The organism is Paenibacillus cucumis (ex Kampfer et al. 2016) (genome assembly GCF_019748695.1).
GTDB classification, from domain to species: Bacteria; Bacillota; Bacilli; order Paenibacillales; family Paenibacillaceae; genus Paenibacillus; species Paenibacillus polysaccharolyticus.
Window position 1 is genome coordinate 84307 of record NZ_JACLIC010000033.1, and the last position, 25467, is coordinate 109773.

Annotated in this window: 27 protein-coding genes and 1 other annotated feature; of the genes, 13 read left to right on the forward strand and 14 right to left on the reverse strand. The window is 45.4% G+C overall.

All coding sequences use genetic code 11. The features are described 5' to 3' along the window. Window positions 1–14: 14 nt before the first annotated feature. On the reverse strand, window positions 15–470 hold the full coding sequence (locus H7T88_RS19750; RefSeq protein ID WP_090919599.1) for an ATPase: 456 nt from the start codon (window positions 468–470) through the stop codon (window positions 15–17). Between the two features lie 214 nt (window positions 471–684). Here H7T88_RS19750 and H7T88_RS19755 point away from each other — a divergent pair, with 214 nt between their 5' ends. After that, window positions 685–1902 (forward strand): MFS transporter, encoded by a 1218-nt coding sequence (locus H7T88_RS19755; protein ID WP_221789976.1) that lies wholly within the window; start codon window positions 685–687, stop codon window positions 1900–1902. Between the two features lie 170 nt (window positions 1903–2072). After that, window positions 2073–2420, forward strand: a complete 348-nt coding sequence (locus H7T88_RS19760) for a toprim domain-containing protein (RefSeq protein WP_090919605.1) — start codon at window positions 2073–2075, stop codon at window positions 2418–2420. 86 nt (window positions 2421–2506) lie between these two features. On the opposite strand, the gene H7T88_RS19765 is transcribed toward H7T88_RS19760, so the two are convergent. Then, a complete protein-coding gene (locus H7T88_RS19765) occupies window positions 2507–3124 on the reverse strand; it encodes an SCO family protein (protein ID WP_154891081.1) in 618 nt (205 codons plus the stop codon). A gap of 467 nt (window positions 3125–3591) precedes the next feature. Between H7T88_RS19765 and H7T88_RS19770 the strand changes: the two genes are divergently transcribed. Next, window positions 3592–4572, forward strand: a complete 981-nt coding sequence (locus tag H7T88_RS19770; protein ID WP_221789977.1) for a metal-dependent hydrolase — start codon at window positions 3592–3594, stop codon at window positions 4570–4572. Window positions 4573–4672: 100 nt separating this feature from the next. Here the strand turns inward: H7T88_RS19770 and H7T88_RS19775 are convergent, their stop codons facing one another. Continuing rightward, entirely contained in the window at window positions 4673–4888 is a 216-nt protein-coding gene (locus tag H7T88_RS19775) for an alpha/beta-type small acid-soluble spore protein (RefSeq protein ID WP_090919614.1), read from the reverse strand. 119 nt (window positions 4889–5007) lie between these two features. On the opposite strand from H7T88_RS19775, the gene H7T88_RS19780 reads away from it, so the two are divergent. Next, a complete protein-coding gene (locus H7T88_RS19780) occupies window positions 5008–5205 on the forward strand; it encodes a hypothetical protein (protein ID WP_090919617.1) in 198 nt (65 codons plus the stop codon). A gap of 136 nt (window positions 5206–5341) precedes the next feature. On the opposite strand, the gene trpS is transcribed toward H7T88_RS19780, so the two are convergent. Further along, window positions 5342–6334 carry a tryptophan--tRNA ligase gene (trpS, locus tag H7T88_RS19785; RefSeq protein WP_090919620.1) on the reverse strand — a complete coding sequence of 331 codons (993 nt, stop codon included), beginning with the start codon at window positions 6332–6334 and terminating at the stop codon, window positions 5342–5344. Between the two features lie 85 nt (window positions 6335–6419). Next, window positions 6420–6682 (reverse strand) — a binding site (T-box leader). Between the two features lie 248 nt (window positions 6683–6930). Between trpS and H7T88_RS19790 the strand changes: the two genes are divergently transcribed. Together H7T88_RS19790 and H7T88_RS19795 are read left to right on the forward strand one after the other, a co-directional pair. Further along, on the forward strand, window positions 6931–7908 hold the full coding sequence (locus H7T88_RS19790; protein ID WP_154891082.1) for an aldose 1-epimerase: 978 nt from the start codon (window positions 6931–6933) through the stop codon (window positions 7906–7908). A gap of 203 nt (window positions 7909–8111) precedes the next feature. After that, window positions 8112–8345 (forward strand): alpha/beta-type small acid-soluble spore protein, encoded by a 234-nt coding sequence (locus H7T88_RS19795; RefSeq protein WP_090919627.1) that lies wholly within the window; start codon window positions 8112–8114, stop codon window positions 8343–8345. A 127-nt stretch (window positions 8346–8472) separates the two neighbouring features. Here the strand turns inward: H7T88_RS19795 and H7T88_RS19800 are convergent, their stop codons facing one another. After that, window positions 8473–8883: an O-methyltransferase gene (locus tag H7T88_RS19800; RefSeq protein ID WP_221789978.1), complete on the reverse strand. Its 411-nt coding sequence runs from the start codon at window positions 8881–8883 to the stop codon at window positions 8473–8475. A gap of 283 nt (window positions 8884–9166) precedes the next feature. Continuing rightward, window positions 9167–10966, reverse strand: coding sequence for a M3 family oligoendopeptidase (locus H7T88_RS19805; protein WP_221789980.1), 1800 nt, complete (start codon window positions 10964–10966; stop codon window positions 9167–9169). A 119-nt stretch (window positions 10967–11085) separates the two neighbouring features. Here H7T88_RS19805 and H7T88_RS19810 point away from each other — a divergent pair, with 119 nt between their 5' ends. Further along, window positions 11086–11256 carry a YycC family protein gene (locus H7T88_RS19810; protein ID WP_221789982.1) on the forward strand — a complete coding sequence of 57 codons (171 nt, stop codon included), beginning with the start codon at window positions 11086–11088 and terminating at the stop codon, window positions 11254–11256. Then, window positions 11253–11483, forward strand: coding sequence for a hypothetical protein (locus H7T88_RS19815; protein WP_090919639.1), 231 nt, complete (start codon window positions 11253–11255; stop codon window positions 11481–11483). The genes H7T88_RS19810 and H7T88_RS19815 overlap by 4 nt, the downstream gene beginning before the upstream one ends. A gap of 18 nt (window positions 11484–11501) precedes the next feature. Here H7T88_RS19815 and H7T88_RS19820 read toward each other — a convergent pair whose 3' ends face one another. Together H7T88_RS19820 and H7T88_RS19825 are read right to left on the reverse strand one after the other, a co-directional pair. Beyond that, the gene (locus tag H7T88_RS19820; RefSeq protein ID WP_221790006.1) at window positions 11502–12233 is read right to left on the reverse strand and encodes a DUF2225 domain-containing protein; all 732 of its coding nucleotides are present in this window, start codon (window positions 12231–12233) and stop codon (window positions 11502–11504) included. Between the two features lie 42 nt (window positions 12234–12275). Further along, window positions 12276–12653: a globin domain-containing protein gene (locus tag H7T88_RS19825; protein WP_090919642.1), complete on the reverse strand. Its 378-nt coding sequence runs from the start codon at window positions 12651–12653 to the stop codon at window positions 12276–12278. A 556-nt stretch (window positions 12654–13209) separates the two neighbouring features. Between H7T88_RS19825 and spoVV the strand changes: the two genes are divergently transcribed. Further along, window positions 13210–14451, forward strand: a complete 1242-nt coding sequence (gene spoVV, locus H7T88_RS19830; RefSeq protein ID WP_154891085.1) for a dipicolinic acid transporter SpoVV — start codon at window positions 13210–13212, stop codon at window positions 14449–14451. 102 nt (window positions 14452–14553) lie between these two features. Then, entirely contained in the window at window positions 14554–15357 is an 804-nt protein-coding gene (locus H7T88_RS19835; protein WP_090919650.1) for an NAD kinase, read from the forward strand. A 56-nt stretch (window positions 15358–15413) separates the two neighbouring features. Here the strand turns inward: H7T88_RS19835 and H7T88_RS28835 are convergent, their stop codons facing one another. Continuing rightward, the gene (locus H7T88_RS28835; RefSeq protein ID WP_260511022.1) at window positions 15414–15842 is read right to left on the reverse strand and encodes a YutD family protein; all 429 of its coding nucleotides are present in this window, start codon (window positions 15840–15842) and stop codon (window positions 15414–15416) included. Window positions 15843–15856: 14 nt separating this feature from the next. Then, window positions 15857–16756 carry a lipoyl synthase gene (lipA, locus tag H7T88_RS19845; RefSeq protein ID WP_090919653.1) on the reverse strand — a complete coding sequence of 300 codons (900 nt, stop codon included), beginning with the start codon at window positions 16754–16756 and terminating at the stop codon, window positions 15857–15859. A gap of 266 nt (window positions 16757–17022) precedes the next feature. On the opposite strand from lipA, the gene H7T88_RS19850 reads away from it, so the two are divergent. Then, window positions 17023–18030, forward strand: a complete 1008-nt coding sequence (locus H7T88_RS19850; protein WP_090919809.1) for a M23 family metallopeptidase — start codon at window positions 17023–17025, stop codon at window positions 18028–18030. A 137-nt stretch (window positions 18031–18167) separates the two neighbouring features. On the opposite strand, the gene yunB is transcribed toward H7T88_RS19850, so the two are convergent. The 3 genes from yunB to zwf form a co-directional block, all read right to left on the reverse strand. Next, window positions 18168–19124, reverse strand: coding sequence for a sporulation protein YunB (gene yunB / locus H7T88_RS19855; RefSeq protein WP_221789983.1), 957 nt, complete (start codon window positions 19122–19124; stop codon window positions 18168–18170). 250 nt (window positions 19125–19374) lie between these two features. Next, a complete protein-coding gene (gene gnd, locus H7T88_RS19860) occupies window positions 19375–20268 on the reverse strand; it encodes a phosphogluconate dehydrogenase (NAD(+)-dependent, decarboxylating) (RefSeq protein WP_123064728.1) in 894 nt (297 codons plus the stop codon). A gap of 372 nt (window positions 20269–20640) precedes the next feature. Next, on the reverse strand, window positions 20641–22095 hold the full coding sequence (gene zwf / locus H7T88_RS19865; protein ID WP_221789984.1) for a glucose-6-phosphate dehydrogenase: 1455 nt from the start codon (window positions 22093–22095) through the stop codon (window positions 20641–20643). 425 nt (window positions 22096–22520) lie between these two features. Here zwf and H7T88_RS19870 point away from each other — a divergent pair, with 425 nt between their 5' ends. Both H7T88_RS19870 and H7T88_RS19875 read left to right on the forward strand, forming a co-directional pair. Beyond that, complete coding sequence (locus tag H7T88_RS19870) at window positions 22521–22841, forward strand: winged helix-turn-helix transcriptional regulator (RefSeq protein ID WP_090919666.1); 321 nt, start codon at window positions 22521–22523, stop codon at window positions 22839–22841. A gap of 156 nt (window positions 22842–22997) precedes the next feature. Beyond that, window positions 22998–24206 carry an S-layer homology domain-containing protein gene (locus tag H7T88_RS19875; protein ID WP_221789985.1) on the forward strand — a complete coding sequence of 403 codons (1209 nt, stop codon included), beginning with the start codon at window positions 22998–23000 and terminating at the stop codon, window positions 24204–24206. Window positions 24207–24282: 76 nt separating this feature from the next. Here H7T88_RS19875 and H7T88_RS19880 read toward each other — a convergent pair whose 3' ends face one another. Further along, entirely contained in the window at window positions 24283–25443 is a 1161-nt protein-coding gene (locus H7T88_RS19880) for a Gfo/Idh/MocA family protein (protein WP_221789986.1), read from the reverse strand. Between the last annotated feature and the right edge of the window lie 24 nt (window positions 25444–25467).

Below are 25467 nucleotides of genomic sequence, written 5' to 3' on the forward strand. Positions count from 1 at the left end.
ACTCCTCCTTTAAACTACGAAGCAGGTGCTGTTTTATTTTTTTGTGCCTGTTCGACAAATGTGCGGATCGTATCGTTGTCGAGTTTCCACTCACCAACAGAAATACCGCGGAAGGTCACATCGACTTTATCCGACTTCGTGCTACCCTTAAGCTCAACGTTAGGACTGGTTATCGTAAATTCACCATTTTTCCCCGCCGCATAGGTGGCCTTGGAGGCTTCCTTCAGCATGATGCTTGTTGCTTCTTTCTTGAGTGTGTCCATCGTGCTGGACTGCACGTCTGTGACGGTTTGTTTGATCTGTTCAATGGAGATGCCGCTGTATATCAGCAGAGCCGCAATAATGATGATGGCAATCGCCCATTTTAACATCGTTTTGACCACATTCAGAACAAAGAACAAAATGATCAGTGCAACGACGATCACCAGCCAGTTCTGCATCACAAACTCTTTGATTACTTCTATGTTCATGATTACACCTTCCGAATTAGAATTGATTCATGACTTCCCGAATATTATACATGATTTCCGAACCTGCTGTCAGCTAAGCCCTCTCCGGCAAAAATAAACGGTCTAAGTTCGTCCTGCGGGGCGTACAAGTAGTACCATGAGGATTCGTCCGACGAACGTGGACACGTTCAAGACCTGTGTACAAACAGGCATCGCCTAACAAGGAGGGGCTCTAGTGAAAACGGCCATCTGGCTATACCTGTTTTTGTTTCTAGCTGTGTTTGATCTGCATGCCCAGTATCCCATTCTGACGCCGTTTGCGATATCGCTCGGTGCGGCTCCAACCTTTATCGGCTGGATGATGGGCATCTATTCCTTAACCCACCTGCCTGGCAATCTGATTGCTGGAACACAGATTGATAAACACGGGAGCCGTCGATATATTGTGTTCAGTCTGGTCGGTGCGGGGTTCATCCTACTTCTGCAGGCTCACATTCATACCCCTTGGCAACTGCTCGCGCTACGTTCTATTAGCGGCTTTGTATTAGCCTTTCTATCTCCGGCATGTCTGGCCCTGCTCGCTCAACTCTCCAATGACCCGGTGAAACAAGGAAAATACATGTCGGGTCACGGTGTCGTGCACACGCTGGCTTCGGTGGTGTCACCAGCCGCAGGTGCCGTGATCGTCGGTGCCATGGGGTTCTCTGCCACCTTCTCGAGTCTCGGCTATCTACTCATTCTGACAGGTGTCATTGCACTGCTTACCATGCCGCGTGGCCTCGTTCGCCAGCCGCAGCCATTGACCGAACCCGCAAAACCTGGCCTTGCGCCTTCCGGCTCGGCTAAAGCTAACTCTGATCCTTCGCCATCAGAAGCGCCAAAAGCATTCCTGCCCGTTTCCTGGCGTTATTTCATGCTACCCTTGGTTATTGCCTGCGCTCAAGGTATTCTCTTCTTTGAATTACCGCTGCGGGGAGGCGGGCATTCCTCCATGATGTCGACAGGTTTACTGTTTTCAATCATTAGCATCGGTGCGCTCTTTACACTCAGCATGCTGTTTCTTAACCGTTATTCGCCCAAACTGCGTTTAGTTGCTGGTGTACTGCTGATGTCCTTGAGTTTTTTCGTGATGGCAGCCGTTCCGCAAATTTCGTTATCCATCGTGTTATTTGTGCTCGGGATGTCCAAAGGTATCATTTTCCCCGCGATGGCTACACTTTTTATTCACTTAAGCGGTGGTAGCAAGCTTGGGCGTATTTTCTCTCTGCAATCGATTGCCACCTCTATTGGTTCGTTTATTGGTCCGATTACGGCTGGACAGCTGAGGCTGGGGGTATCTCCTTATTTCATTGCTTTTATTTTGCTGATGATCGGCATCTTGGTACTCCCCTATTATACGTCAAGACATACTGCCCCGCTCTCATCTTCCGATGCGAAAAGCATCCTGGGGTGAAGTATCTAAGCTTGTCCTGACCAACTTATACGTTAGAGCCTTCTGCAGAACAATTTAAGCTTTGCATCATTCCCCTATTTCCAGATACACTATAAGTACATTCAGTCGATTTTCGCTGTAACATTTCCCGGGGAATGTCGACATCAGCTCTCGAATCAGGGGTGAATAAGATGCCTATTCATGTCATTGTGGAAGGTAAGAATGATCGCAGTAAACTCAAACGTTTAGTGGGTCCAGAGATCAATATTTTGTGCACATTCGGAACGCTGAACTCCCTTAAACTGGAGACACTGCGCAAGCAAGTCGGATATGATGAAGTTTATTTATTCATGGACAATGACAGCTCAGGTAAAAAGATAAGAGGTGTACTGCGCGATGCTTTTCCCGATGCGGTACAAATGTATACAAGACGTGGGTACGCAGGGGTTGAAGGCACACCTGATGAATACATCATCTCGCAATTAGAGAAGGCAGGGCTGGAGGAATATATCCAGTATCCTGACGAACCTTCGTATTAAAAGGAATAACGACAAAAAGGCTGTTTCTGGTTATAGGAACCAGAGACAGCCTTTTCTAAAGACTTCGTGCTTAACATTTTACGGTGTTATTCTTTAATCAGCCTGCGAATGTCCTCTGCGATAGCTTCCGGCTGCACATCTTCTGTATTAAAAGCGTTATAAACCTTGCGAAGCTGGTTATTCTCATCCACCAGCCCAATCATGTTCATATGGGCAAAATCATCCTTGTTCTCGCCTTCGATCAGAATCTGGAACGATTCTTTGGCGAACTGCTTGGTTTTGTCCATATCCCCACGCAGGAAATACCAGCCCGAATAATCCGCATGGAAACGGTCGGCAAAGGTTTTGATCTTCTCCCTCGTATCTACTTTTGGGTCGAAGGAAATCGATACAAAGGATGCCTTATCTCCGAATGTTCCATCTTCTTTCAACAAGTCCTGCACCTGAGACAGTGTAAATGTCGTAATCGGGCAAACATCAGGGCAACTGGTGAAATAAAAGTAGAACAATCGCACTTTGCCTTGCGTATCCGCCAGCGATACGTTACGACCATCCACATTTTCCATGGAAAACGATTGGATCTCCCGAATCTCGGGTAATTTCTCCTGGCTGGCAAATGCCGTATTCCACATTAAATACACTGCCATAATCAGTGCAATACCGAGCAAAATCCACGTCCATTTGTATTTCTTAATAACCTGCATCCTCTTCCCTTCCCCCTAACAATGTACTAGTGAATGCGCATACATATTTGATCCATAAAAACCCTCTGTTAAACTGCCCTGGCTTACTGATACAAAATGATTTCGGTTAACGTGATAAATTAAATCTACGTTATCATTTCAGCCAAGGGATACATATGTATAATACAGTGCCTTCATTACGGGACATATCTTGGCTAATGACAAGGTCGCTGTTCACAAAATATGTCTCATCGCGACATGTTTATTAAATCCACGCGACTTCCGATATAAATTTTATCACAAGAAACCACGGAATAGTTTGACAATGTTCGTACATTTGTTGGGAAATGGACAGATTCTTCCCAGGGCTTAGCATGTTTTGCATCCATGCGGGTGGATAATATACACTAGAATTGGGTATCACCTAGATAGAGAAGGTTAATTTTGATGACGATACACTGACGTTACACCTTATAAAGGAGAGATTTATGGATACCTCTACACATTTTGTTATGGGCATTGGTTTGGCGGGTCTCGCCTATGTTGATCCTGTCGTTGCAACCGACCCCATGCTGGCAGCCGCCGTCATGGTAGGTACGATCGCCGGCTCCCAAGCCCCTGACATTGATACTGCACTGCGTTTTAAAAGTAATTCGCTCTATATTCGAAATCATCGGGGACTGTCCCACTCGTTGCCGTTTCTGTTGTTATGGGTACTGCTAATTACGGGTGTGATCGGATTGATTTTTTCAGGAGTTTCACTTGGTCATGTTGCCCTCTGGACTGCTGTAGCTGTAGGCGTACATGTCTTTACCGACTTGTTCAATACGTATGGAACACAGGCTGCCCGTCCTTTTACAGAACGCTGGATTGCCTGGAACATCATTCATATCTTTGACCCGTTCCTGTTTATTACACATGTGATTGCGATTCTATTATGGGCTTTCGACCTTATTGCACCTGCCCCACTCTTTACTACGCTGTATATTCTGATTGGAATATATTATGTATGGCGTACCATCGCGCGGGCACTGGTGGTTCGAAAAGTGAGACGTATGGATAACAGTCCGGAACCAGCCAAATACATTGTGATTCCAACGATTTCCTGGAGCCGCTGGCATGTTGTCAAAACGAATAAGGATGGAAGTTATGAGCTTGGTAAGATCGATGGTTCTGAGCTGACCTGGAGCCTGCATGCCACCTCTTCCACTCATGCAGCCGTTGTAGCCTCACGCAAGGCACCGGAGGTTAGTGCATTCCTCTATTTCACTTCTTATGCTGTAGCCGAGGTGGAGGAACTTCCTGCCGGATATAAAGTTCGCTGGGCTGATGTTCGGTATCGACACCGGAAACAGTATCCCTTTGTAGCCGTAGTGGTCATGGATCGCAACTTCAAAACAATTGATACTTACGTAGGCTGGCTAAGTGATGAAAAAATGGATAAAAAACTTTTATCTGCTCGCCCTTGACGCAGACCTTGGTTGCAGGGCACAATCGTTATAGGAACGATTGCGCGGGAAAAGCCCGGAGCGTTATCCGCACCGGGCTTTTACTGCTTTGGTATATAAATTATTTGCCAGACAGAGACTGCTCAGCGATTTGTACCAGACGTTTGGTGATATATCCACCCAAAGATCCAGTCTCACGGGAAGTGTAGTTACCATAGTATCCGTCTTGCGGGATAGTTACACCCAGTTCTTGTGCAGCCTCCATTTTCAATTGTTGCAGAGCTGCTGTCGCTTGAGGCACCACCAAGTTGTTAGAAGAGCGAGATCCTTGAGCCATATTTAAAATCTCCTTTCAATCTGTGTCTGTAATGTATTGCAAGCTTGCAAGATTATTATGGCTCGCACGCTTCAGGTTATACGAAAATTCAATAAATTTGTACATGGAGGTTTTTCCCAATGAGCAAAGGCTTATCCTTATGGTTTGCATTTTCTTCGATAGTTTTGTTAACGGTTACAGCAATCACGATTTCTTACAACGGCTGGCTTGCAGCCCTGCTGTTTGTTCTATCCATGGCTAATATCGTTTGGGGATTTATCATCCGGGCGAAAAAAGAACGTCAGGAAGCCCGCTCGGCTTCCGAATCAGCTTCATAAGCTATCGCTATCATATGAAGTTAATAAGTCAAAAAAGAGGAGGCGGATGGATTCATCCGTCTCCTCTTCTATGTTCACATGATTAACCGTTCATGGTCTTTATGCTAAATTGACTTTGCTGAACCTGTATTCCCAATTACAGCTTACGTCTAGGAACGAAACCCATCCGCTCTTTCACCGCATCCAGCGTCTTCGCAGCATCCTCTTCAGCACGACGTGCCGAAGTCTCTAATACATCTGCAAGCTCACCAGACTCACGAATTTCGTTGTATCTTGCTTGTAACGGTTCGATAACAGAGACAACGACTTCGGCGAGTTCCTTTTTGAATGGGCCGTACATTTTGCCTTCGTAACGCTCCGCCACCTCATTCAGTGTCATACCCGCACATTCCGCATAGATGCTCATCAAGTTGCTCACCTCTGGCTTATTCGCCGGATCATAGACAACTTCACGACCGGAATCCGTCGTAGCACGGCTAATTTTTTTGCGAATGACATCCGGCGGATCTAACAGGGCGATATAACTTCCTGCATTGGGGTTACTTTTGCTCATTTTTGAGGAAGCATCATCCAGTGACATGACACGCGCACCGACCTGTGGAATATAAGGTTCAGGAATGGTGAAATATTCTCCGTAACGATGGTTAAAGCGCCCTGCCAGATCACGAGTCAGCTCCAGATGCTGTTTCTGATCTTCCCCGACAGGCACGAGATCTGCATTATACAGCAATATATCTGCAGCCATCAGGGATGGATAAACGAACAATCCGGCACCGACAGAATCTTTGCCGGAAGATTTGTCTTTAAACTGAGTCATACGCTCCAGCTCACCCATTGAGGTTAGCGTTGTCATCAACCATCCGAGCTCTGCGTGCTGTGGTACGTGAGATTGCAGAAATACGTTTGATTTGCTCGGATCAATTCCTGCCGCGATGAACAATGCGGCCACAGCCTCGGACTGCTCACGCAGTGCTGCTGGCTCCTGTGCCACTGTAATGGCATGAAGATCTACAACCATAAAATGACACTTATAGTCATGCTGTAATTTCACAAAATTTTTAATCGCACCAATGTAGTTGCCCAGTGTAAGCTTACCGCTCGGCTGAATGCCTGATAATACCGTTTTCATCTGATACGCCTCCCTAATTCACACATCATCTAGAATTCAAAAATTTGGCATCTTCGCTCTGCGAACGCAAAAAAGCCCCACATCCGCAAGGGACGTGAGACCGTGGTGCCACCCTTATTCGCTCTCCTCTCCGCTATCCTGATATGCAGGATATAGCAGAAAAGAAGCCTTCATTGTTCCTTAACGTGGAATAACCGGCATAACCTAATGAGATCTCTCTGGATAGTTCGATCTGTTCAGTTATACACTCAAGGGTCCATTCAAAAAAGAGTTCACACCAGTTCGCATCAACCACTGGCTTTCTGAAGAGAATACTCCTTGTCTACTTGTCCCCGTCATCGCTTTGATATCATTCAGTTCATAAAAAGCTTTTAGAATTCCATATTAATGCCCTTAAGCCTGAATGTCAAAATGAGATGAGTTTTTTTTCGCGAAGCTTGAAAATCTGTTATGATGGTATTGCTTATCCTGTGAAGGCTATGATGCTGATCGCAGGATGTGTTAAAAAGTTGGAATGATCACAATGACACGCCTGTAGCAGTTCAGCAAGCCCAACTGCATGCAGACAGATTTCAAGTGGGAAAAGGAGCATCGATATGAAACAAGTGACCAAAGGTCAATGGAATGGTTACGACACGTATATCCTACATAGCCGTGAATTGGAAATCACCCTGCTGCCTCGTCTGGGAAATAACATCATCTCGATTCGCGATTTGGTGCAGAATAGGGATGTCGTTCGTCGCCCAGACGAAAACGATCTGGCTTTCTATTTACAGAAGCCCTATCATTTTGGAGTCCCGTTGCTTATACCTCCAGGACGTATCCATAAGGGACAATTCGAGTATGAAGGTGTACGTTATCAGTTCGATCAGAATACGGCAAATGGCAACCATATTCACGGTCTCCATCGCAGCCAGTCCTGGTGTGTCAGTGATATTGAAGAAGATGAGGACGGCTGTGCAATCACAACCGAACTATTAACCGAAAATGAAAAACATTGGATGGAACAGTTCCCCATCCCTCTGAAACTTGAAATGACATTCAGCTTGAAAAATGCTGTACTGACCCAGCGGTTGCGTGTCACCAATTTGAGTTCAACACCTGCTCCCTTTGGGATGGGATATCATACATGGTTTTTGCTCGACGGTAAACCTGAAGATTGGACACTACAGCTACCTGTTTCCGGATTGTATGCACAAAATGAAGATCAGCTGCCTACAGGCGAAATAGAAACGTTACATGATGAATGGTCCTCTATCGGGGAAGGAATCAACATGCAGGGAAGAGACTGGGATACGTTGCTTCGTGCGGCGGAAGGTCAGCCTGCAGTTGCTCATTTGCGGAGAAATGATGGATATACACTGAAATATTCAGTAGATGAAGCATTTTTCAAACACTGGGTTTTGTATACCAAAGGAGAATCCGATCAATTCTTGTGTATTGAACCTTACACCTGGTTGCCGGATGCGCCGAATCTGCCATTGACTGAGGATGTAACTGGACTGATCCGGCTTGAACCAGAGCAACCTGTAGAGCTGTTCACCCATATCGAGGTTGTTCCACCAATTGACTAAGCAATACTTTTTTTACAATAGATGAACTACCTCGACTTTTGCTATTCTCGCAATGATGCAAAACAAGCCGATCCGCACTGGATCGGCTTGTTGAGTTGACATGCCTTCGTTTGATTATCCATATATTCCCTTACGCCATATCATGTATATTTCCTCATTCTCGATCCATACTAACATCACTAACCCACAAGGAGGTGAGACATATGTACGGAAGCCAAAACCAAGGTGGCGGAAGCCGCTCTAACAATCTGGTAGTACCTCAAGCGAACGCAGCATTGCAACAACTGAAAATGGAAGCTGCGCAAGAGCTGGGTGTAACAATTCCTCAAGATGGTTACTACGGTAACTATACTTCCCGTGAGACTGGATCTCTGGGTGGATATATTACAAAACGTCTGGTACAAATCGCTGAGCAGCAATTATCGGGTCGTTCGTAAGCTCGTAATTATTGCTTGAGTGTTGCTGAAAATGAATGGCGGCCTTCTTCGGAAGTGCCGCTTTATTTCTATTTGTAGTAAACAATGTGTAATAAACTTAACGATATCATTCTCTGGTTTTGCTAAATTATGAGCCAGATCCCATCCCCGAATCCAGATATGTATTCGTTCTAGGGTAGCGAATCATCAAGTTCGCCATGTTGTAATTGGATTCCATCGTCGCATCGATCATGATCATGCCTTGTCTAACGGTAAAGTCATAGCTAATTTCGCCATGTGTCCAATTCCGCTTAAATTTCAGTGTCTCCAGTGCCATAGCGCGGAAGGAAGCAAGTTGCGCATGATTAAGTCCCTCACCCTCCATCTCCATCCGTCCATCTTTACCGGTTATCGGATTATGTCGAATGCCGAATTTCCCAATAACGTTATTTCGTATTTGCACAAAAACTACCCCTGAATCTAATCCTGACAGTTCCTGATCAAGCTCTTTAAACACCAGATCTAACTGTCTTGCTAATGAAAGTTGCTCCGTTTTCACGTTAACACTCCTCCTATTATGCTTTTAGTCCTATAAAGCAAGGACTTACGACTCATTATATGACATCATATACGCTTACTCAACAAATATAAACAACTTTGGGTAATTATCCCTATAATTTGCACAATTAATTGCCAATCCCCCTCCTTAAAACGAGTTTTTTCATTTATTTACGACAAAATATACATTCGACTTTAAGGCGCATTACAAATAAAAGAAGCCATAATAGATGTCTGTCAGACAATCCAATATGGCTTCTCTTTTCTCAAAATAGTTGGCTACGCTATTTTATATCTGAGGTCATCTCTAAAAATTGCTCAATATCGGCAATAACTAAATTCGCAGCATTTTGCCAGAAGTCCGGTTGTGTCAGATCTGTACCCAGATGTTTCTGAGCTAGTTCCTCCACAGTCATTCGTCCAGTATCACGCAGCAAATCATCATATTTCCCCGCAAAAGCCGTACCTTCTTGTTGTGCCCGAGCATAGATTCCCGCACTAAACATGTACCCGAAGGTATATGGGAAGTTATAGAAAGGTACACCTGTCAGATAGAAATGCAGTTTTGATGCCCAGAAATGAGGATGATTTGATGCCAGAACGCCGCAGTATGCCTCTTCTTGAGCCTCCACCATTAATCTGCTCAACTCGTCGGCACTTACCAGGCCTTTCTTACGTTGCTCATAGAAACGATTCTCAAACAGGAAACGGGCATGAATGTTCATAAAGAACGCAACACTACGCTGTATTTTATCTTCAAGCAACGCCAGCTTCTCCTGCTCATCACTTGCAGTTTGCACCAATGCATCGGCAACGATCATCTCTGCGAATGTAGAAGCCGTCTCAGCTACGTTCATCGCGTAACGCTGATTCAATGCCGGCAGTTCTTCCATGATATGCTGGTGGTATCCATGACCAAGTTCGTGCGCGAGTGTGGATACATTCGACGCCGTTCCAGAGAAGGTCATAAAGATGCGAGTCGCTTTGCTTAGTGGCAGTGAAGTGCAGAATCCCCCTGGACGTTTACCTGGACGATCTTCGGCTTCAATCCATCGTTTCTCAAAAGCCATCTCTGCAAAGCTCGACAGTTTGGGACTGAACTTGGCAAATTGCTCCACGATTGTCTGAGCTGCCCCGTCATACGTCACTTTACCAACAGACTTGCCTACCGGTGCTTCTACATCGCTCCAGCTTAGCTTATCGACACCCAGCAATTGGGCTTTTCGCTCCAAATACTGTACAAGTACCGGTTTGGCTCCGTTGATGACTTCCCACATCGTATCCAGCGTTTGGCGTGACATCCGGTTGATGGAGAGAGGTTCTTTCAAGATATCATGCCAGCCACGCTTCTCGTACAATTTTAGACGGAAACCCGCAAGATGATTCAACGTGTCTGCGCAGAAATCCTCCACATCTATCCAGGCCTGCTCCCAGGATGCATATACCTGCTCACGCACTGCATGATCACTGTCACTAAGCTTGTTAGCGGCCTGTCCTGCGGACAGCATAACTGTCTCCCCATCCTGTTCAAACGGGATATTCACTTTACTTACAATTGTATTGTAAAATTTGCCCCAACCATGATAACCATCCACAGCCAGATCCAGAGCAAGCCCTTCCAGCTCCGGTGACAATTTTTCTTTCGCTTGTGTCCGACTCTCGTTTAACACAAAGGACAAAGGTTGGATTTCAGGACGTTCAAGCCATTCCGCCCATACATCTTCTGGCATCTGGCTAAGTATATTGTCGAATTTGGATTTACTGCTGCTGAGCATCGCAGCAATGGAACTAACAGTCCCTTGAAGTTGAGTCGCTTTTTTATCTTGCTGATTTTGAGCGGACAGACAAGATACGAACGCAGACCCTTCAGAGATTCGAACATAACAATTTTGCAACAGTTCAAGAATAGGATCAAAAGCCTCTGTATCTTCCAATGTTGCTGGAGCAACCGTTTGATTCAATGTTTCTTGTAACTTTCGCACATCCGTTTCCAGCTTACTCAGATATGCGGCGAATGCTTCGGAAGAAGAACCTCCACTAAAGATGGACTCCAGATCCCATACAGGATGTAATGGCATTTTCATCTAATAAGGCACCTCTTTCTATAGATTCGGGTGAATAGAATTGAATTAAAAACTGGTTTTATACGCAACGTATCTCTATACTAGAGAAATAATAAGCAACTTTTTCAGGAGGTAAGTGTATGAAACCTTTACAAGTATCGGCTGAAACAGCCGTCAAATTAGCAGCATCTCTGGGCGTGCCTCTGGAACATCTGATGCATATGCCTCAACATATTCTCATGCAGAAGATTGCAGAATTGGCCAAGGAAGAGGCCGCTAAATCTTCAGATCAGGAAGACAAATCCAAATGATTCCTTTTGAGAACAGTTGGCCATACGATGTCATTATGGGGGATATCTATGTACAGCAATGCCCTTTTTGCGGTGCAAACAATGTGCTACTTCCCCTCAAACCCAAGGAACTCATCCGTATCCGTGAAGGAAAAAAGAAATTGCTTGTCTTTCCCTGCTGTAATAGCAGCATGACCGTCATTGATACCGATAACGATTACCTGTTGTCCAGTCGTCCTGTTCGATAAATACATCCTGCAATACACTTAGAGAGGGCTGCGCTTTGCAGCCTCTTTTTCTGCTTCCAGCATCTCTTGTGGCAGTTCCATTTTTCCTGATATCATCTGTTCACGTAGCAACGCCCATTGTTCTCTTGACGCACGAATCATCGCTGCATCTGTAATGCGTTTGTCATGAATGACTCTACCGAACCATTGAACCGCTTCATGGAACCTTCCTACTCTGCGATTCAGTTCTCCAAGCAGATATAGTAACTTCGCCTCATTACCGCCTGTTCCTTCCCGTTCAAACACCTTGATATAAGCTTCCAGGCTGAACTCGAGAAAACGATGCTCCTGTGTATGATCTTCCATATACCGATACAACCAGGCTATATGATGCAACAGGCCAGCAACGACACGATCCTTTTCCTGAATAACCTGAGCACATAGCAGACCCAATTTGTACGTAGCAAGTGCCTGTTCCAGATTTCTTGCTCCACTATAATCTCGCTTAACCCAACGGTTTCCGATCTGCTCAATGAACGCCTTGCGCTGTATCTCATTCAGATTACCTGAAGAATTTTCGGTAGAGGCAAATCCACACGAAGGACAGATTCGGACAACATAAAAATCCGGATTTTCCTGTTTGTAATAAGCACAAAAATCAGAATCTGTTCGGTAAGGCCGTTTCAAACTAGGTCTGACTCGTGACGTTTCAAATTCATTCTCGCAATAATGACATGTCACCTTCACCTTATACAGCGGCTCTAATTCCACTTGTTCCATCCCTCTCCCGTAAGGCTTGTCGTATATTTGGAACTATGGCGTATTCACAAAATGGTGAGCTGGCCCCGATAAACGCTGCAAAATAAACGAATGCAACGGTTCTTCCACACCAATTTGTGTTAACGCTTGATTCATACATGCAAGCCATGCCTCTGCTCGCTCTACCGTCACCTCAAAGTGCATATGACGAGCACGCATCATCGGATGTCCGTAGGCCTCAGAGAACAATGCAGGACCACCAAAAAATTGAGACAGGAACATGTATTGCTTGTCCATTACCGGAGTAATATCTTCCGGGAAGAGCGGTGCTAGTTGTTCATTCTGCAATACGATTGGATAAAAAGCCTCCACCAGCGCCCGAACACCTTGTTCACCGCCAAGATTGTCATAAATACTTAAACTGGAATTCATACTTCTTCCCTCCTTCAATATGTCGAATTTTGTAATATAACACATGCTACAGGAACATGATAAACAACAGATCAACAAGCTGGCCCTAAAAGCCAGCATCTTCATTCTATCAAAAAAAACCAAAAAGTCCTATATCACATGAAAGATCAGATTTGACCAGAGCCTTACGTACCAAGGAGTTCCGGGCCAAAATGACAAAAAAAGCGCCAACCTTCAAGGCTGGCGCATCACATATTCCATTAATAACTTCGCCAATCTTCCTCTTCAGTACGCACCAGCGAGGCACGTATCACATACACAAATGCACAGACCAGGACTCCGGCGACAAGACTCATGATCATCACTCCATCCTTATTGATTCCACCTTTATGGCAATTAGGTGACGTTCAGGCGTTTTTACCATTTTAGCATACATCATTCAAAAACACAGCCACTTTTGCAAGCGCTTTCCCATTATTATTTTGTACTGTTTGTCCGATCTTTTTCATATATTTATGGCAAAAGCTCCATCATGGACTGTGATTCCTGCATCTTAACCCTAAAAGGAGAGAAATTCATGAACGTTTCAAAGCGCATCATGCAAATCCTGGTCATCCTTGCTCTCCTTTTCTTTTGTGTTCTGATGGCTTTGTACCCATCTGAAACTTGGCATGCCAGTGTGAGGGGACTATCGATCTGGTGGGATGTTCTGTTCCCTTCCCTTTTTCCATTTCTGGTTTTATCCGAGTTGCTACTCGGTTTTGGTATTGTGCATTTTTTGGGTACATTGCTTAATCCACTTATGCGCCCGATATTCCGCGTTCCCGGAAGCGGCGGGTTTGTCTTTGCCGTAAGCTGTGCTTCTGGTTACCCTACAGGGGCTAAACTGACCGCACAATTATGGGAACAGAAACTGGTTACAAGAGAGGAGGGTGAGCGCTTGGTTGCTTTCACTACCTCATCTGATCCGATCTTTATGATTGGGGCTGTGTCTGTCGGTTTTTTCCACAATACGTCCATCGCTCCAATTCTTGTGGCCTCCCATTACTCTGCGGCTATTCTTGTAGGTGTACTCATGCGTTTCCATGGCCGTCCCGCTGCAACTCTACCGTCTGAATCCCCTCCCGCTCACGGAGAGCATCGCAACCGTTTCCTGAGTGCGATCTATGCGATGCACGAAGCGAGACAAGCCGATGGGCGGACCTTAGGGGAATTGCTTCGGCATGCTATATCCTCTTCCCTCCGGCTTATTATTATCGTAGGCGGGCTAGTTGTATTCTTCTCCGTCATTATGGAATTATTGGTTCAGACCGGATGGCTAGGCATGCTGTACACTCTAACGGAACAAGGGCTTCAACTTGCCGGTTTACCACCATCCCTGTCCCACAGTCTCGTCGGCGGATTATTTGAAGTGACACTTGGAGCCAAAGAAGCTGGAGCTGCATCCACCTCCATTCCTCTTGTCTTTAAAGTTGCTGCCGCTGCATTTGTACTTTCCTGGGGCGGGTTATCCGTGCATGCGCAAATTATGAGCGTGTTAAGCAATACGCCAATGCGATACGGGCCTTTTTTACTGGCTCGAGCAATTCATGCGGCAATTGCACCTCTACTCGTCATTTTGTTATGGCCGCTATTCATGAACATATCGGCCTCGCCTGCATTTCTGGAGAACACGCTGAACCCTTCTGTCTTCGATCACACACCCGGATGGAATGTCATTGGAATAACAGGAATAAAGATGTTCGTCGGTATGCTCGCTACTCTCTTATGTCTTACCTGGATTCGTTCGTTACTGATTCCCAAACGGAGTGAAAAATAGGGCTTTGTCCAAATAGTTTGCCCAGAAGTTGAATCGGACGTTGTGTTCTGGCGCGGAATTGATTATCATCGGTAGTATAATGACCACAAAGGAGCTTTCATCTTGAGATACTATGTTCAAGACCGCGGAGACCAATTATCGATTGATCTCAGTCAGCAGTTTCATGCGCTGGCGAAGGAAGAAGGATTCAAGCTGGATGCAGAATCGCCGGAGATTGTTATCTCCATCGGAGGCGATGGAACGATGCTTCAAGCTTTTCACAATTTCATCGACCGCATTCCGGATATTGCTTTTGTTGGGGTTCATACGGGCCACCTCGGCTTCTATGCCGATTGGAAGAAGGAAGAATTAAGGGAACTGGTTCGACTTATGAGCGGTAAAGGGGATCCCGATCTCCTTAAACCTCGTATTGTGAAGTATCCATTGCTCGAACTGGAGATTCGTAAGAAATCAGGTAACGCCTCGTACATAGCCCTGAATGAATTCACGTTAAAAGGGGTAGATGGTACCGTCGTAGCACAAGTGGACATCAACGACGTTACATTTGAGATGTTCCGGGGGGACGGGATCTGCGTTTCCACTCCATCAGGTAGTACGGCGTACAATAAAGCACTCGGCGGAGCCATGGTGCATCCAACGATTGAAGCTATTCAGATTGCTGAGATTGCATCCATTAACAACCGTGTCTACCGGACGCTCGGTTCACCTGTCATTTTGCCCAAGCATCATCATTGTGACATTTTCTCACGCAAAGATCAGCGTCTGTTGCTAACCATTGATCATGTCAATGTAATGGTGGAGGATCTGATCTCTGTTCGTTGCCAGGTCTCGGAGCAGAAGGTCAGTTTTGCGCGTTTTCGCCCATATCCGTTCTGGAACCGGGTTCGCACAGCCTTTCTTGATTAGGCAACATGCCTGACTTGACAAAACTTTATGTATACGCACCAAAAAAGCGGTCCTTCTCAGGAACCGCTTTTTGCTTTGGCTTGTGGCTGCTCTTTGCACTTCTGAAGTACGAAGTATGCACAGCCAAAGTTACAGTACTCGTTAATGTAATCCACAAGATAAGAGATGGTTGAATCCTTCGTTGCTTTGGGGTGATTGTCTCGATAAAAGCCTTTGAGTCTAAGCTGGCTATAACCCCAGTCACCAATAATATAGTCGTAACGCTCCAGCACTTCGCTGTACCGATCACGGAACACTTCCGGATTCCAACCCTGCTTGTGGTTCTGAACAATTTCATAATTTTTGCCGCCGACTTGCACAATGACGGGTGCCTTAGGCTTTTCCTGTTCCTGTTCCTGTACAGACCCCTGTTCCGTTTCTTGCAGCTGTTGCTCGTTCTGTTGCTCATTCTCCAGCTGTTCTTCCGTGTTTTTATTCTGTTCCAATCCGGATTCCTCCATCACGCGTGTGTTGCCGCCTGTTCCGTATGCTGATTCGCTGATTTTACCTGTTCATGGGCATGATAAGAACTGCGTACCATCGGACCGGATTCGACGTGACTGAATCCACGCTTCAATCCTTCTTGTTTCAATGTTGCAAATTCTTCAGGCGGATAATACTTCTCAACAAACAGATGTTTCTCGGATGGCTGTAAATACTGACCAATCGTCATAATGTCACAGTTCACCGCACGAAGATCATCCATCGTTGCCAAAATTTCGTTATATTCTTCACCTACACCGAGCATAATACTCGATTTCGTTGGGATGTTAGGTTGCATCTCTTTAGCACGAGCAAGCAATTCCAGTGAACGTTTATACTTGGCTTTGGCACGTACTTTGTCTGACAACCGTTCAACGGTTTCGATGTTATGGTTCAAAATATCCGGTTTAGCATCCATAACGATCTGCAGTGAATCCCGATCACCCATAAAATCCGGAATAAGCACTTCCACACTGCACAATGGCAGACGCTTGCGTACAGCTTTTACCGTTTCGGCAAAAATGGTTGCTCCTCCATCCTTCAAATCATCCCGGGCCACACTTGTAATTACACAATGTTGCAGGTTCATTTGTTCAGCTGCTTCGGCTACACGTTCAGGTTCCTGTAAATCGAGTTCCGTAGGCAAACCGGTATTGACCGCGCAAAATCGGCATGCTCTTGTGCAAATATCGCCCAAAATCATAAAAGTCGCTGTTCGATTCGCCCAGCATTCATAAATATTCGGACACCGTGCTTCCTCACATACGGTATGCAATGTTTTGGAACGCATCATGTTTTTAATTTCCTGATAGTTATCTCCGGTTGTCAATTTGATCCGAATCCAGTCCGGTTTCGGTTCTTTAACACGTTTAGCCAATGCATAAACCTTCTTTCTACTGAAGTTAGGCTGTTGCTCGGAACATATTATACCATGAAAGGCTTGGAAAAACCCCCATTTGTCACATCTTGTGCTTACACAACGAAATGGATAAAAACAGAACGTTTGAAGAACGCTAAGATATAGCTTGATTTATCGGGCATAAGTGCATCATCTCAACGGAAAGGGGCTGCTTCCCTGTGCAACATCAGTGGATACTCCGTAATACGTACAGCTTTTGCATCAAAACGTTACTCGCAGGCGCGATGCTTCTCCCATTCCTGCCTGCTGATGTTTACGGTGAGTCTGTCCATAAAACAATGACCCAAACCCAAGCTGCAGAGCCCAAAGCAACCGACATTTTTGCCGCACGTCGACATCTGTATGAAAGTATTGGTCAGATGACCCAAATTCCATGGTACAGGCTGGCCGCCATTGATCAGTATGAACGAACGATTACACGAGCACATCCCAAAGATCGTAAACACCCTGAACGTTTGACTGGTATTTTCTTGACGTCTCCGGCTTGGAGAGGCTGGCTGAACCCGGATGAGACAGACCAGCATCCGCAATCGATTCTTTTTTTCAATGGAAAAGGCAGAGATGGTTCAGGAGACGGGATTGCGGACTCCAACAACGATTTGGATGTACTCTACAGCATGGCGTCAATCATGCAGCAATACGGAAATAAACAGGAGGACTTTGGCATAGGCCTGTGGGAGTACTATCACAATTCAAGAGCCGTGCAGCGAATTCAGCAATTTGCGAAATTATATGAGCATTTTGACAATCTGGATCTATTCGGACACGCCTTTCCCGTTCCTTTGGGTACCAATTATTCCTATCGCAGCACATGGGGAACCAAACGAAGTTGGGGCGGATATCGTATTCATGAAGGTACAGATATCTTTGCTCCACATGGTCTGCCTGTTCGCAGTACATGTTATGGCATTGTGGAGATCAAAGGTTGGAATCCATTCGGTGGATGGCGGATTGGTATCCGGGATTTGAACAACCACTATCATTATTACGCTCACTTGTCCGGCTTTGATAAAGGGGTTCGGATCGGTGATGTGGTCACTCCCGGGCAGGTTGTAGGCTGGGTTGGCAGCTCTGGCTACGGCAAGCCGGGAACTCAAGGCAAGTTCCCTCCGCATCTTCATTACGGCATTTACCGTGACAGCGGTCTGCATGAATGGTCTTTCGATCCCTATCCGTTACTCAGACACTGGGAACAGGAAGAACGAAGCCAGAGAAACAAGAAGAGCAAGTAAAGGCGGACAGCATACACCTTGTTAAATACGCGCTCTAAAAGGGGAACCTCTACGATTGACGAGAGGTTCCCCTTTCTCTTTCTATGGTTGAACTTGATGGAATATTGCCTTAGAGCAAGCAATTCAGCGCTTCGCGCCTAATGCCCATTTTGTCCGGACTGGAAACTCCCGTTCAGATCAGGCGGGTCCAATTCAAGTTCAAGCCCGTTTGACTGTGTATTGTTTCCCGGCGTTTGCTGCGGACTTGGAATCTGTGGTTGATTACCTGTTGTCTCACCACTATTGTGCGTGCCGTTTCCATTCCCATTAACATTACCATTGTTCGTGCCACTTCCACTTCCCGTGTGACCGTTACCGCCGCTAGATACGCCTGCCTGCCCTGAAGGCAAGGCAATTGCGGGAGCATTACTGCCGTTGCTTCCGACAGGCCTACCTTGATTATCGTAATAATACATCGGTACATCACCCACAACGAGTAAATAAGAGATCGGGATTTCGGTATCTACGGTCTCGGGTTCCATGTCAAAAGGCACTACAACGGCAACCTCGGCAATAATGTGGATGTATACCTCGACCAGAATCATGTTAATACCTGCATTCTGCTGACGGGTGTTCAGGTCAACCTTCACTGCCCCCTGAGGTTCAATACGAACGGGGATGCTTGGGCCAAACGAAGCCATAACCGGGCTACCCAGCGCCTGACCCAGCGGTATTTTTTCCTTTAACATATGCACGTTCTGAAGGGTAGACTGCACGACATTCATCGTACTTGCCGTAATGCGCATATGTTCGTTATAGTTCAGCATGAAACCTGAAACTTTGCCCGCCGTATCGGTTTTCCAATCAATCAACCCTTCCGTTGTCTTGCCTTCAGCAACCTGAGCCGTAATCGCTTTATTAATCGCCTCGGTTGCAATCTGCTTCACCCTGATCTTGGCCAGATGCATAATGGGCGGCTTCATCTTTTTGTCCACGTATGCAAAGCCCTGCATCAAACAAAATATAGCTACGAGCAAAGCAATTAACCATACTTTCCGCTTGCCACTTGGCGGCTTAGAGCGTCGTCTGCGGCTTCGCCATCTCTTTCGCATCATCGGAGCTTCCCTCCCCTGCGGGATGAGCCATAGGCTTATATGATATCCATATGCAATGTTGTCCTGAAAAAGAAGGACAGCACCCTGTAATGCACGTTGGAGTGGCCTGATCGGCAAATCCGCAGGATGTGCACATCAGGCTGCTCCAGGCACAAAAAAACCTTCCGCCCGTAACAGATATGTCATCTGCACAGGCGAAAGATTTACTTTTTACAAATAAGGAATCTTTAGGTTTGTTCTAATGAACAGATTAGTTTTTTTCCACCGCATGTCCACCGAATTCGTTACGCAATGCTGCAACGACTTTACCCGTGAACGTATCGGTTTCCAGGGAACGGTAACGCATCAGCAAGGACAGGGCGATAACCGGTGTAGCCGTTTGAAGGTCAAATGCTGTTTCAACGGTCCAGCGGCCTTCGCCGGAAGAGTGCATAACCCCTTTGATTTCATCCAGGTTCGCATCTTTGGAGAACGCACGCTCTGTCAATTCCATCAGCCAAGAACGGATTACGGAACCGTTGTTCCATACACGCGCAACTTGTTCGAAGTCGAAGTCAAATCCGCTTTTCTCCAATACGTCGAAGCCTTCACCGATGGAAGCCATCATACCGTACTCGATTCCGTTGTGCACCATTTTGAGGAAGTGACCGCTACCTGCTTTACCCGCATACAGATAACCGTTTTCTACGGAAGTGTCTTTGAAAGCAGGCTCAACGATCGCCCAAGCTTCTGGATCTCCACCGATCATGTAACATGCACCGTTACGCGCACCTTCCATACCGCCTGAAGTTCCTGCATCCATGTAATGAATGCCTTGTGGTTTCAGCTGCTCGTAACGACGGATGGACTCTTTGTAGTGAGAGTTCCCTGCTTCGATGATGATATCACCTTTGGACAGCAGCGGGCTCACTTCAGCCAGTACAGCGTCCACAACGTTGTGAGGAACCATGATCCACAGCACGCGCGGAGATTCCAAGGATTCAACCATTTCTTTGTATGAGGACACGCCTTGAGCGCCGTATTCTTTCATTTCTTTAACCGCTTCTGCATTCAGGTCAAAGGCAACCACTTCGTGTTTGTGATCAATCAGGTTTCTGCCCAGGTTCAAGCCCATTTTTCCGAGTCCGATAAGTCCAAGTTTCATGATAAAATCCTCCTGTTTTGCGAATGTTTTGAGTAGAATCAGGATACAGAACACATTCCGCTTTTGCCCACCAACCGTTCCGGTTACGGATCGTTCTTTCGATCGCTGTTGTATTCCAATTTTTATAATTCCCTAGCTGTACGGGTAAAATTGGACTACAAAGGCGAACACTTCGTTTCTGCAGAATCGATTCCGTCCCCTCCACTACGTGATCCATGATGATGTGTGCTTAAGCCGTGATGCTTCTGCCATCTATATATAAAATGTTTGCGGCCTTCTGACTGAATAAGTCAGAAGGTCTTATGCAAAATTGGAACGGTATAATTTTTAGCAATGAAATATTTAGAAAATAGTTAAGGAATGTTGCCTCTCTTACCACCAACGGAATCCATTCTCCGCAGTCAGGCGATCGGCTGATTCAGGTCCATTCGAACCTGCACTGTACGTATCCAGTGGAATAGTACCTGCCACAAAGGCTTCCTGAATCGGTTGTACCCACTGCCATGCCAGTTCAACTTCGTTCCAGTGTGCAAAGAAAGTAGAATCTCCACGCATCGCGTCAAAGATCAAGTTCTCGTACGCTTCAGGAACGTTACGTTCTCCTGAGTTAAAAGTCATATGCATCGGTTCTACCTCACCGTGGTTCAGTGGGTTCTTCGCATTTAATTGAAGAGAGATACTTTCGCCAGGACCAATTTCCAGCGTCAACAGGTTTGGAGCCATCGTGTTTTCAGACTCATGTCCTGTTTTAAGCGGCGCCTTGAATTCAACGACGATTCGGGTTGATTTCTCAGCCATGCGTTTACCTGTGCGGATATAAAATGGAACCTCGTCCCAGAACGGATCATCCAACCACAGTCTTGCGGCTACATATGTTTCATTCTGTGAGTTAGCAGGGATACCTGGCTCGTCCAAATAACCAACGACTGCGGAGCCTTGAAGCTCGCCTGCACCATATTGGGCGCGAACCACTTCAGATGCTACATTCTCTTTGTTTAATGGGCGTAGCGACTCAGCAATTTTTTTCTTTTTATACTGAATTTCTTGCGGTGTGCAACGTTTTGGCAGATGTAATGCAATCATCATCAGCAATTGAAGCATATGGTTCTGGAACATGTCGCGAAGAGCACCACTTTGATCATAATACGCAGCACGTTCCTCAACACCTACAGTTTCACTGGCTGTAATCTGTACGTTCGCAATGTAACGGTTAGACCAAAGTGCTTGAATCACCGGGTTGGCATACGTCAATGTTTCGATGTTCTGTACCATTGGTTTTCCCAGGAAATGGTCGATCCGATAAATTTCTTCTTCCGCAAAGGTATTGCTCAGCTTCTCATTCAGCTCACGAGCAGACTGCAAATCATGTCCAAATGGTTTTTCGATGATTAGTTTCTTCCAGCCTTTTGTGTTACCCAGGCCGCTTTCTTGAATATTCAGTGCGATTGGCTCGAAAAATTCAGGTGCAACCGACATATAGAACATGCGGTTTTCCGGGATATTCAATTCTTGTTCACGCTCTTGCACCAGCTGAAGCAACCGGGTGTAATCTTCAAGCTTCGTATTGTTCAGCGAACAGTAACGGAAAGCTCCGATGAAATCGCGTACCTGTGATGCCTCCTCCGGCTTCTGACGGGAGAATTCCTGTAGTGACTTTTCCACATTCGCTTGGAAGTCTGCATCCGATAGTTCACGACGGCCCAAACCGATGACGGAGAATGCCTTCGGCATTTTCTGATCTACGTACAGATTGTATAATGCAGGGTAAATTTTACGTTTGGCTAAATCGCCTGTTGCCCCGAACAGGACAAATGTCATTGCATCCATTGGAGTGCCTCCTATGATCTGTGCAGTATAGTATATGATGTTGCAAAATGGTCAAATCCAAGCATGACAAAAGACGGAATAAGTGGGCACGACGCCCGCCTTGCCTCCGTTTATTAACGTTGCTTCAATCCAACCATGGGAACATTCCTTCTCTCCACAACCTCAATCAACTTTGATCAGGTTATAAATTGTAACCTTAAGAATTAACGTTACCCATATTACACCTGTCGTCACAATTCGTCAACATTCGTGTCTAACCTGTGAACTCCAGTGTTTACAGGGGTTTTGTTGAATGTTAACGCTTTATGTGGTAAGTTTAATAGCAATTGGATTGTGACATTTTATACATAAGACCTGTGGACAAGAAGGTTACAATAAGTATACTAAGTATAGTACAAGGGATACTAAACCAAAGGAGTACAGTTATGAACGATGATGAGAATGCCAAACAGATGTGCTCAAAAGTGGAACAATCTTATCAGATCATTGGCCGAAAATGGGTAGCTTTAATTATCCATGCGTTGATGGAAGAACCCAAACGCTTCAGTGAAATTCATGCTTATATTCCCGATCTGAGCAAACGTGTATTGAATGAACGTATGAAGGAATTGGAAGAAGAGGGATTGGTCGTGCGGCATGTCGTTACTGAACGTCCTGTTCGGACTGAATATATGTTGTCCCGCAAAGGAAGCGAACTCGGGCGCGCGTTAAGCGCTGTCGAGCGATGGGCGGAGAAATGGTTGTAAGTTTCATTGTACCAACTCACCAATATAATGGCAGAGGTAAGGAGCGTTCATCGCTCTTTCACCTCTGCTATTTTATTCCTATTCTTTACATCATAAGATAAGCAACCGATAAATTATTATAGCTACAATAAATTCCAACAAAGGAAGGTACATAACTTGAAAAGCCTTAAACGTATGGCCGCTTGCTCTATTTTAACTGCATTATTATTAGGTTCCACAACCGTAACAGCTGAATATGTAATTCAAGACCAGTACAGTGAAAAATTAACTGCTCGGACGTGGGAAGGAATACCAATCAAGCATATGGATCAACACTGGGCTAAACGTTTATTTCAATGGGGTATCTCCAGTAACATAATCAATGGATATACGAATACCAACCTTAAACCAGACCAAGTCATTACAGAGGCTGAATTTCTTAAAATGTTCTACAGAGCAGTGGGTCTAGCTATTCCAAATGCAAGTGCAAATAGTGCGTATCGTCCCAGTGAGAATTGGACAGAAGGCCTCTACAGAACAGCTAAACTATACAACCATCCGACAATTGGAGCAAACAACTTTGCAATGAGAATGAAACCGATCACAAAACTACGTGTTGCCGAAATCATCAGTGGATCCCAAGGTGTTCATTATACTGGCCAATATGCGGTCACCTACCTGATCGGACAAGGATTAGCCAATAGCAAAGCAACTTCTCCGCAACAGTTTGATGGTGAAAGTACACTTACGAGGGCAGAGGCACTTCAATGGATACGCCAACTTGCTTTACATGGAAAACTAACCATTGAGCAAAGACCAAAAATCCCTACGGACCTCGGTCTTCTGCCTGAAATGGCGAACACACCTCCTGAGGTGATTCCTGATTTTAGTACAGAACCTGTGACGGATGAAGATTTTAATTTGGTTATTCAGGGCAATAATTCAGAACTCAGATTTGGAGACTCGAAAAAATCCATTGATGCACAATTTGGTAATTCTTCAGGGAAGAGTATTTTTGATGACGATATGTATCCGTTATTCAATGCTCATTTTAACCAAAATGGAGAATTAGATGGCTGGAAAACATACTTATATGAAGAAGATTCCATTCAATCAGGTGTTTCACGACTTACGAAAAAAGGAATCGTATTGGGTGAAAGCACCATAACCGATGTTATAAGCCGATATGGATCATCTGGAGTAAGAGGAAATGGGATCATCGATTATCACTATAAAAAGATGAATGATGGTACTTATCAGGATATTTCAATCTATGATCGTATATCAAATATGGAAGATGTATGTATGATCGCATTTCTGGTTGATAATAAAACACAGGTAGTCTACGAAATCATCGTAAAATCATCACTAAAGGATGCCTTTTAGCTAATTTCTAGAGTAACATTTTTAAGAAAAGATCCCCTTCGGTTACTCGAAAGGGGATTTGATTTACATAAGACGATTACTCTTCATCCAATCGGCGTCCAAGCGTAATACCTATATCCTCAAAATTTTCAACAGACGACTTTTTCTCATAAAAGTGAACCACATGCCTTATCATACTCTCTCTGGAATAAAATGTATCGTCCGATGGTATTGGAAAAACCACCTTCTCCCCCGTACTTGCAGACTTATATATCCCAACAATTAGCTCCAGTGTATTCCGTCCGCTCTCCCCATCAACAACTAGCGATGTCCCATACTCTATAGCATCCAACACATTCTCAACCTGTCCGGCGTGGCCTGAATGAATAACTTCCGGCAATGCATCATACTCCTGCTGAAGCTTACGTTCAAGATCCGGATTAGGTTCGGGGAATCCATTACTTTGCGAAGTGGATGCGACCACTTTCCAGGGAACGGACACGCGGGCTTCTTTTCCTTGAAAAATCAACTGCTGCTCCTCTCCGTGATGTACCACGGAACTTGTAATCATGCCCACTGCTCCTTGGCTGAAGCGTAGCATCGCCATAGATATGTCCTCCACCTCGGCATTATCATGCGCCGTATTGGCCATCATAGCCTGCACTTCGATGGGCGCCCCCATCATCCAGAGCATGGCATCTAAATGATGTACCGCATGATTAAGCGTACAGCCGCCGCCTTCTTTTTCCCAGGTCCCGCGCCACCACAGATCATAATAGGAATGTCCCCGCCACCAGTAGGAGTCCACTTGAACATGGAGAATTGGCCCCATATGCCGGCTATCCAGTACACTTTTAAGCTTCATCATGGGAGTGGTAAATCGATTCTGGGCAATAACCGACAGCAGTGTGCCTCTATCCTGCGCTGCTTTCAGCATCTGGTCCGCTTCCTCCAATGAAGAAGCCATCGGTTTTTCAACTAATACATGCTTGCCGGCCTTCATGAAATCACACGCGATGGAAGCATGAGTATATGGAGGTGTACAGATCGATACAAGATCAATATCGTTTTGAAGTAGTTCATGATAATCCGCTACTGCCACAGCATCGTGTAGTCCGTATTCTTCAATTCGTTTTTGCGCTTTTTCCATATACACATCGACTACTGCCACAATCCGGCACCGCTCCGGGAACTTCATATACGCAGAGATATGCGCATTACTAATCGCACCCGCACCAATAATAGCTACATTAATCATCACTCTATCCCTCCCTTAGTTTCT

Coding starts and splice junctions, on each gene's coding strand:
- H7T88_RS19750 (WP_090919599.1), bottom strand. CDS start 470: ATGAACATAGAAGTAATCAAAGAGTTTGTGATGCAGAACTGGCTGGTG.
- H7T88_RS19760 (WP_090919605.1), top strand. CDS start 2,073: ATGCCTATTCATGTCATTGTGGAAGGTAAGAATGATCGCAGTAAACTC.
- H7T88_RS19765 (WP_154891081.1), bottom strand. CDS start 3,124: ATGCAGGTTATTAAGAAATACAAATGGACGTGGATTTTGCTCGGTATT.
- H7T88_RS19770 (WP_221789977.1), top strand. CDS start 3,592: ATGGATACCTCTACACATTTTGTTATGGGCATTGGTTTGGCGGGTCTC.
- H7T88_RS19775 (WP_090919614.1), bottom strand. CDS start 4,888: ATGGCTCAAGGATCTCGCTCTTCTAACAACTTGGTGGTGCCTCAAGCG.
- H7T88_RS19780 (WP_090919617.1), top strand. CDS start 5,008: ATGAGCAAAGGCTTATCCTTATGGTTTGCATTTTCTTCGATAGTTTTG.
- trpS (WP_090919620.1), bottom strand. CDS start 6,334: ATGAAAACGGTATTATCAGGCATTCAGCCGAGCGGTAAGCTTACACTG.
- H7T88_RS19790 (WP_154891082.1), top strand. CDS start 6,931: ATGAAACAAGTGACCAAAGGTCAATGGAATGGTTACGACACGTATATC.
- H7T88_RS19795 (WP_090919627.1), top strand. CDS start 8,112: ATGTACGGAAGCCAAAACCAAGGTGGCGGAAGCCGCTCTAACAATCTG.
- H7T88_RS19805 (WP_221789980.1), bottom strand. CDS start 10,966: ATGAAAATGCCATTACATCCTGTATGGGATCTGGAGTCCATCTTTAGT.
- H7T88_RS19810 (WP_221789982.1), top strand. CDS start 11,086: ATGAAACCTTTACAAGTATCGGCTGAAACAGCCGTCAAATTAGCAGCA.
- H7T88_RS19815 (WP_090919639.1), top strand. CDS start 11,253: ATGATTCCTTTTGAGAACAGTTGGCCATACGATGTCATTATGGGGGAT.
- H7T88_RS19825 (WP_090919642.1), bottom strand. CDS start 12,653: ATGAATTCCAGTTTAAGTATTTATGACAATCTTGGCGGTGAACAAGGT.
- spoVV (WP_154891085.1), top strand. CDS start 13,210: ATGAACGTTTCAAAGCGCATCATGCAAATCCTGGTCATCCTTGCTCTC.
- H7T88_RS19850 (WP_090919809.1), top strand. CDS start 17,023: ATGCTTCTCCCATTCCTGCCTGCTGATGTTTACGGTGAGTCTGTCCAT.
- yunB (WP_221789983.1), bottom strand. CDS start 19,124: ATGATGCGAAAGAGATGGCGAAGCCGCAGACGACGCTCTAAGCCGCCA.
- gnd (WP_123064728.1), bottom strand. CDS start 20,268: ATGAAACTTGGACTTATCGGACTCGGAAAAATGGGCTTGAACCTGGGC.
- zwf (WP_221789984.1), bottom strand. CDS start 22,095: ATGGATGCAATGACATTTGTCCTGTTCGGGGCAACAGGCGATTTAGCC.
- H7T88_RS19870 (WP_090919666.1), top strand. CDS start 22,521: ATGAACGATGATGAGAATGCCAAACAGATGTGCTCAAAAGTGGAACAA.
- H7T88_RS19880 (WP_221789986.1), bottom strand. CDS start 25,443: ATGATTAATGTAGCTATTATTGGTGCGGGTGCGATTAGTAATGCGCAT.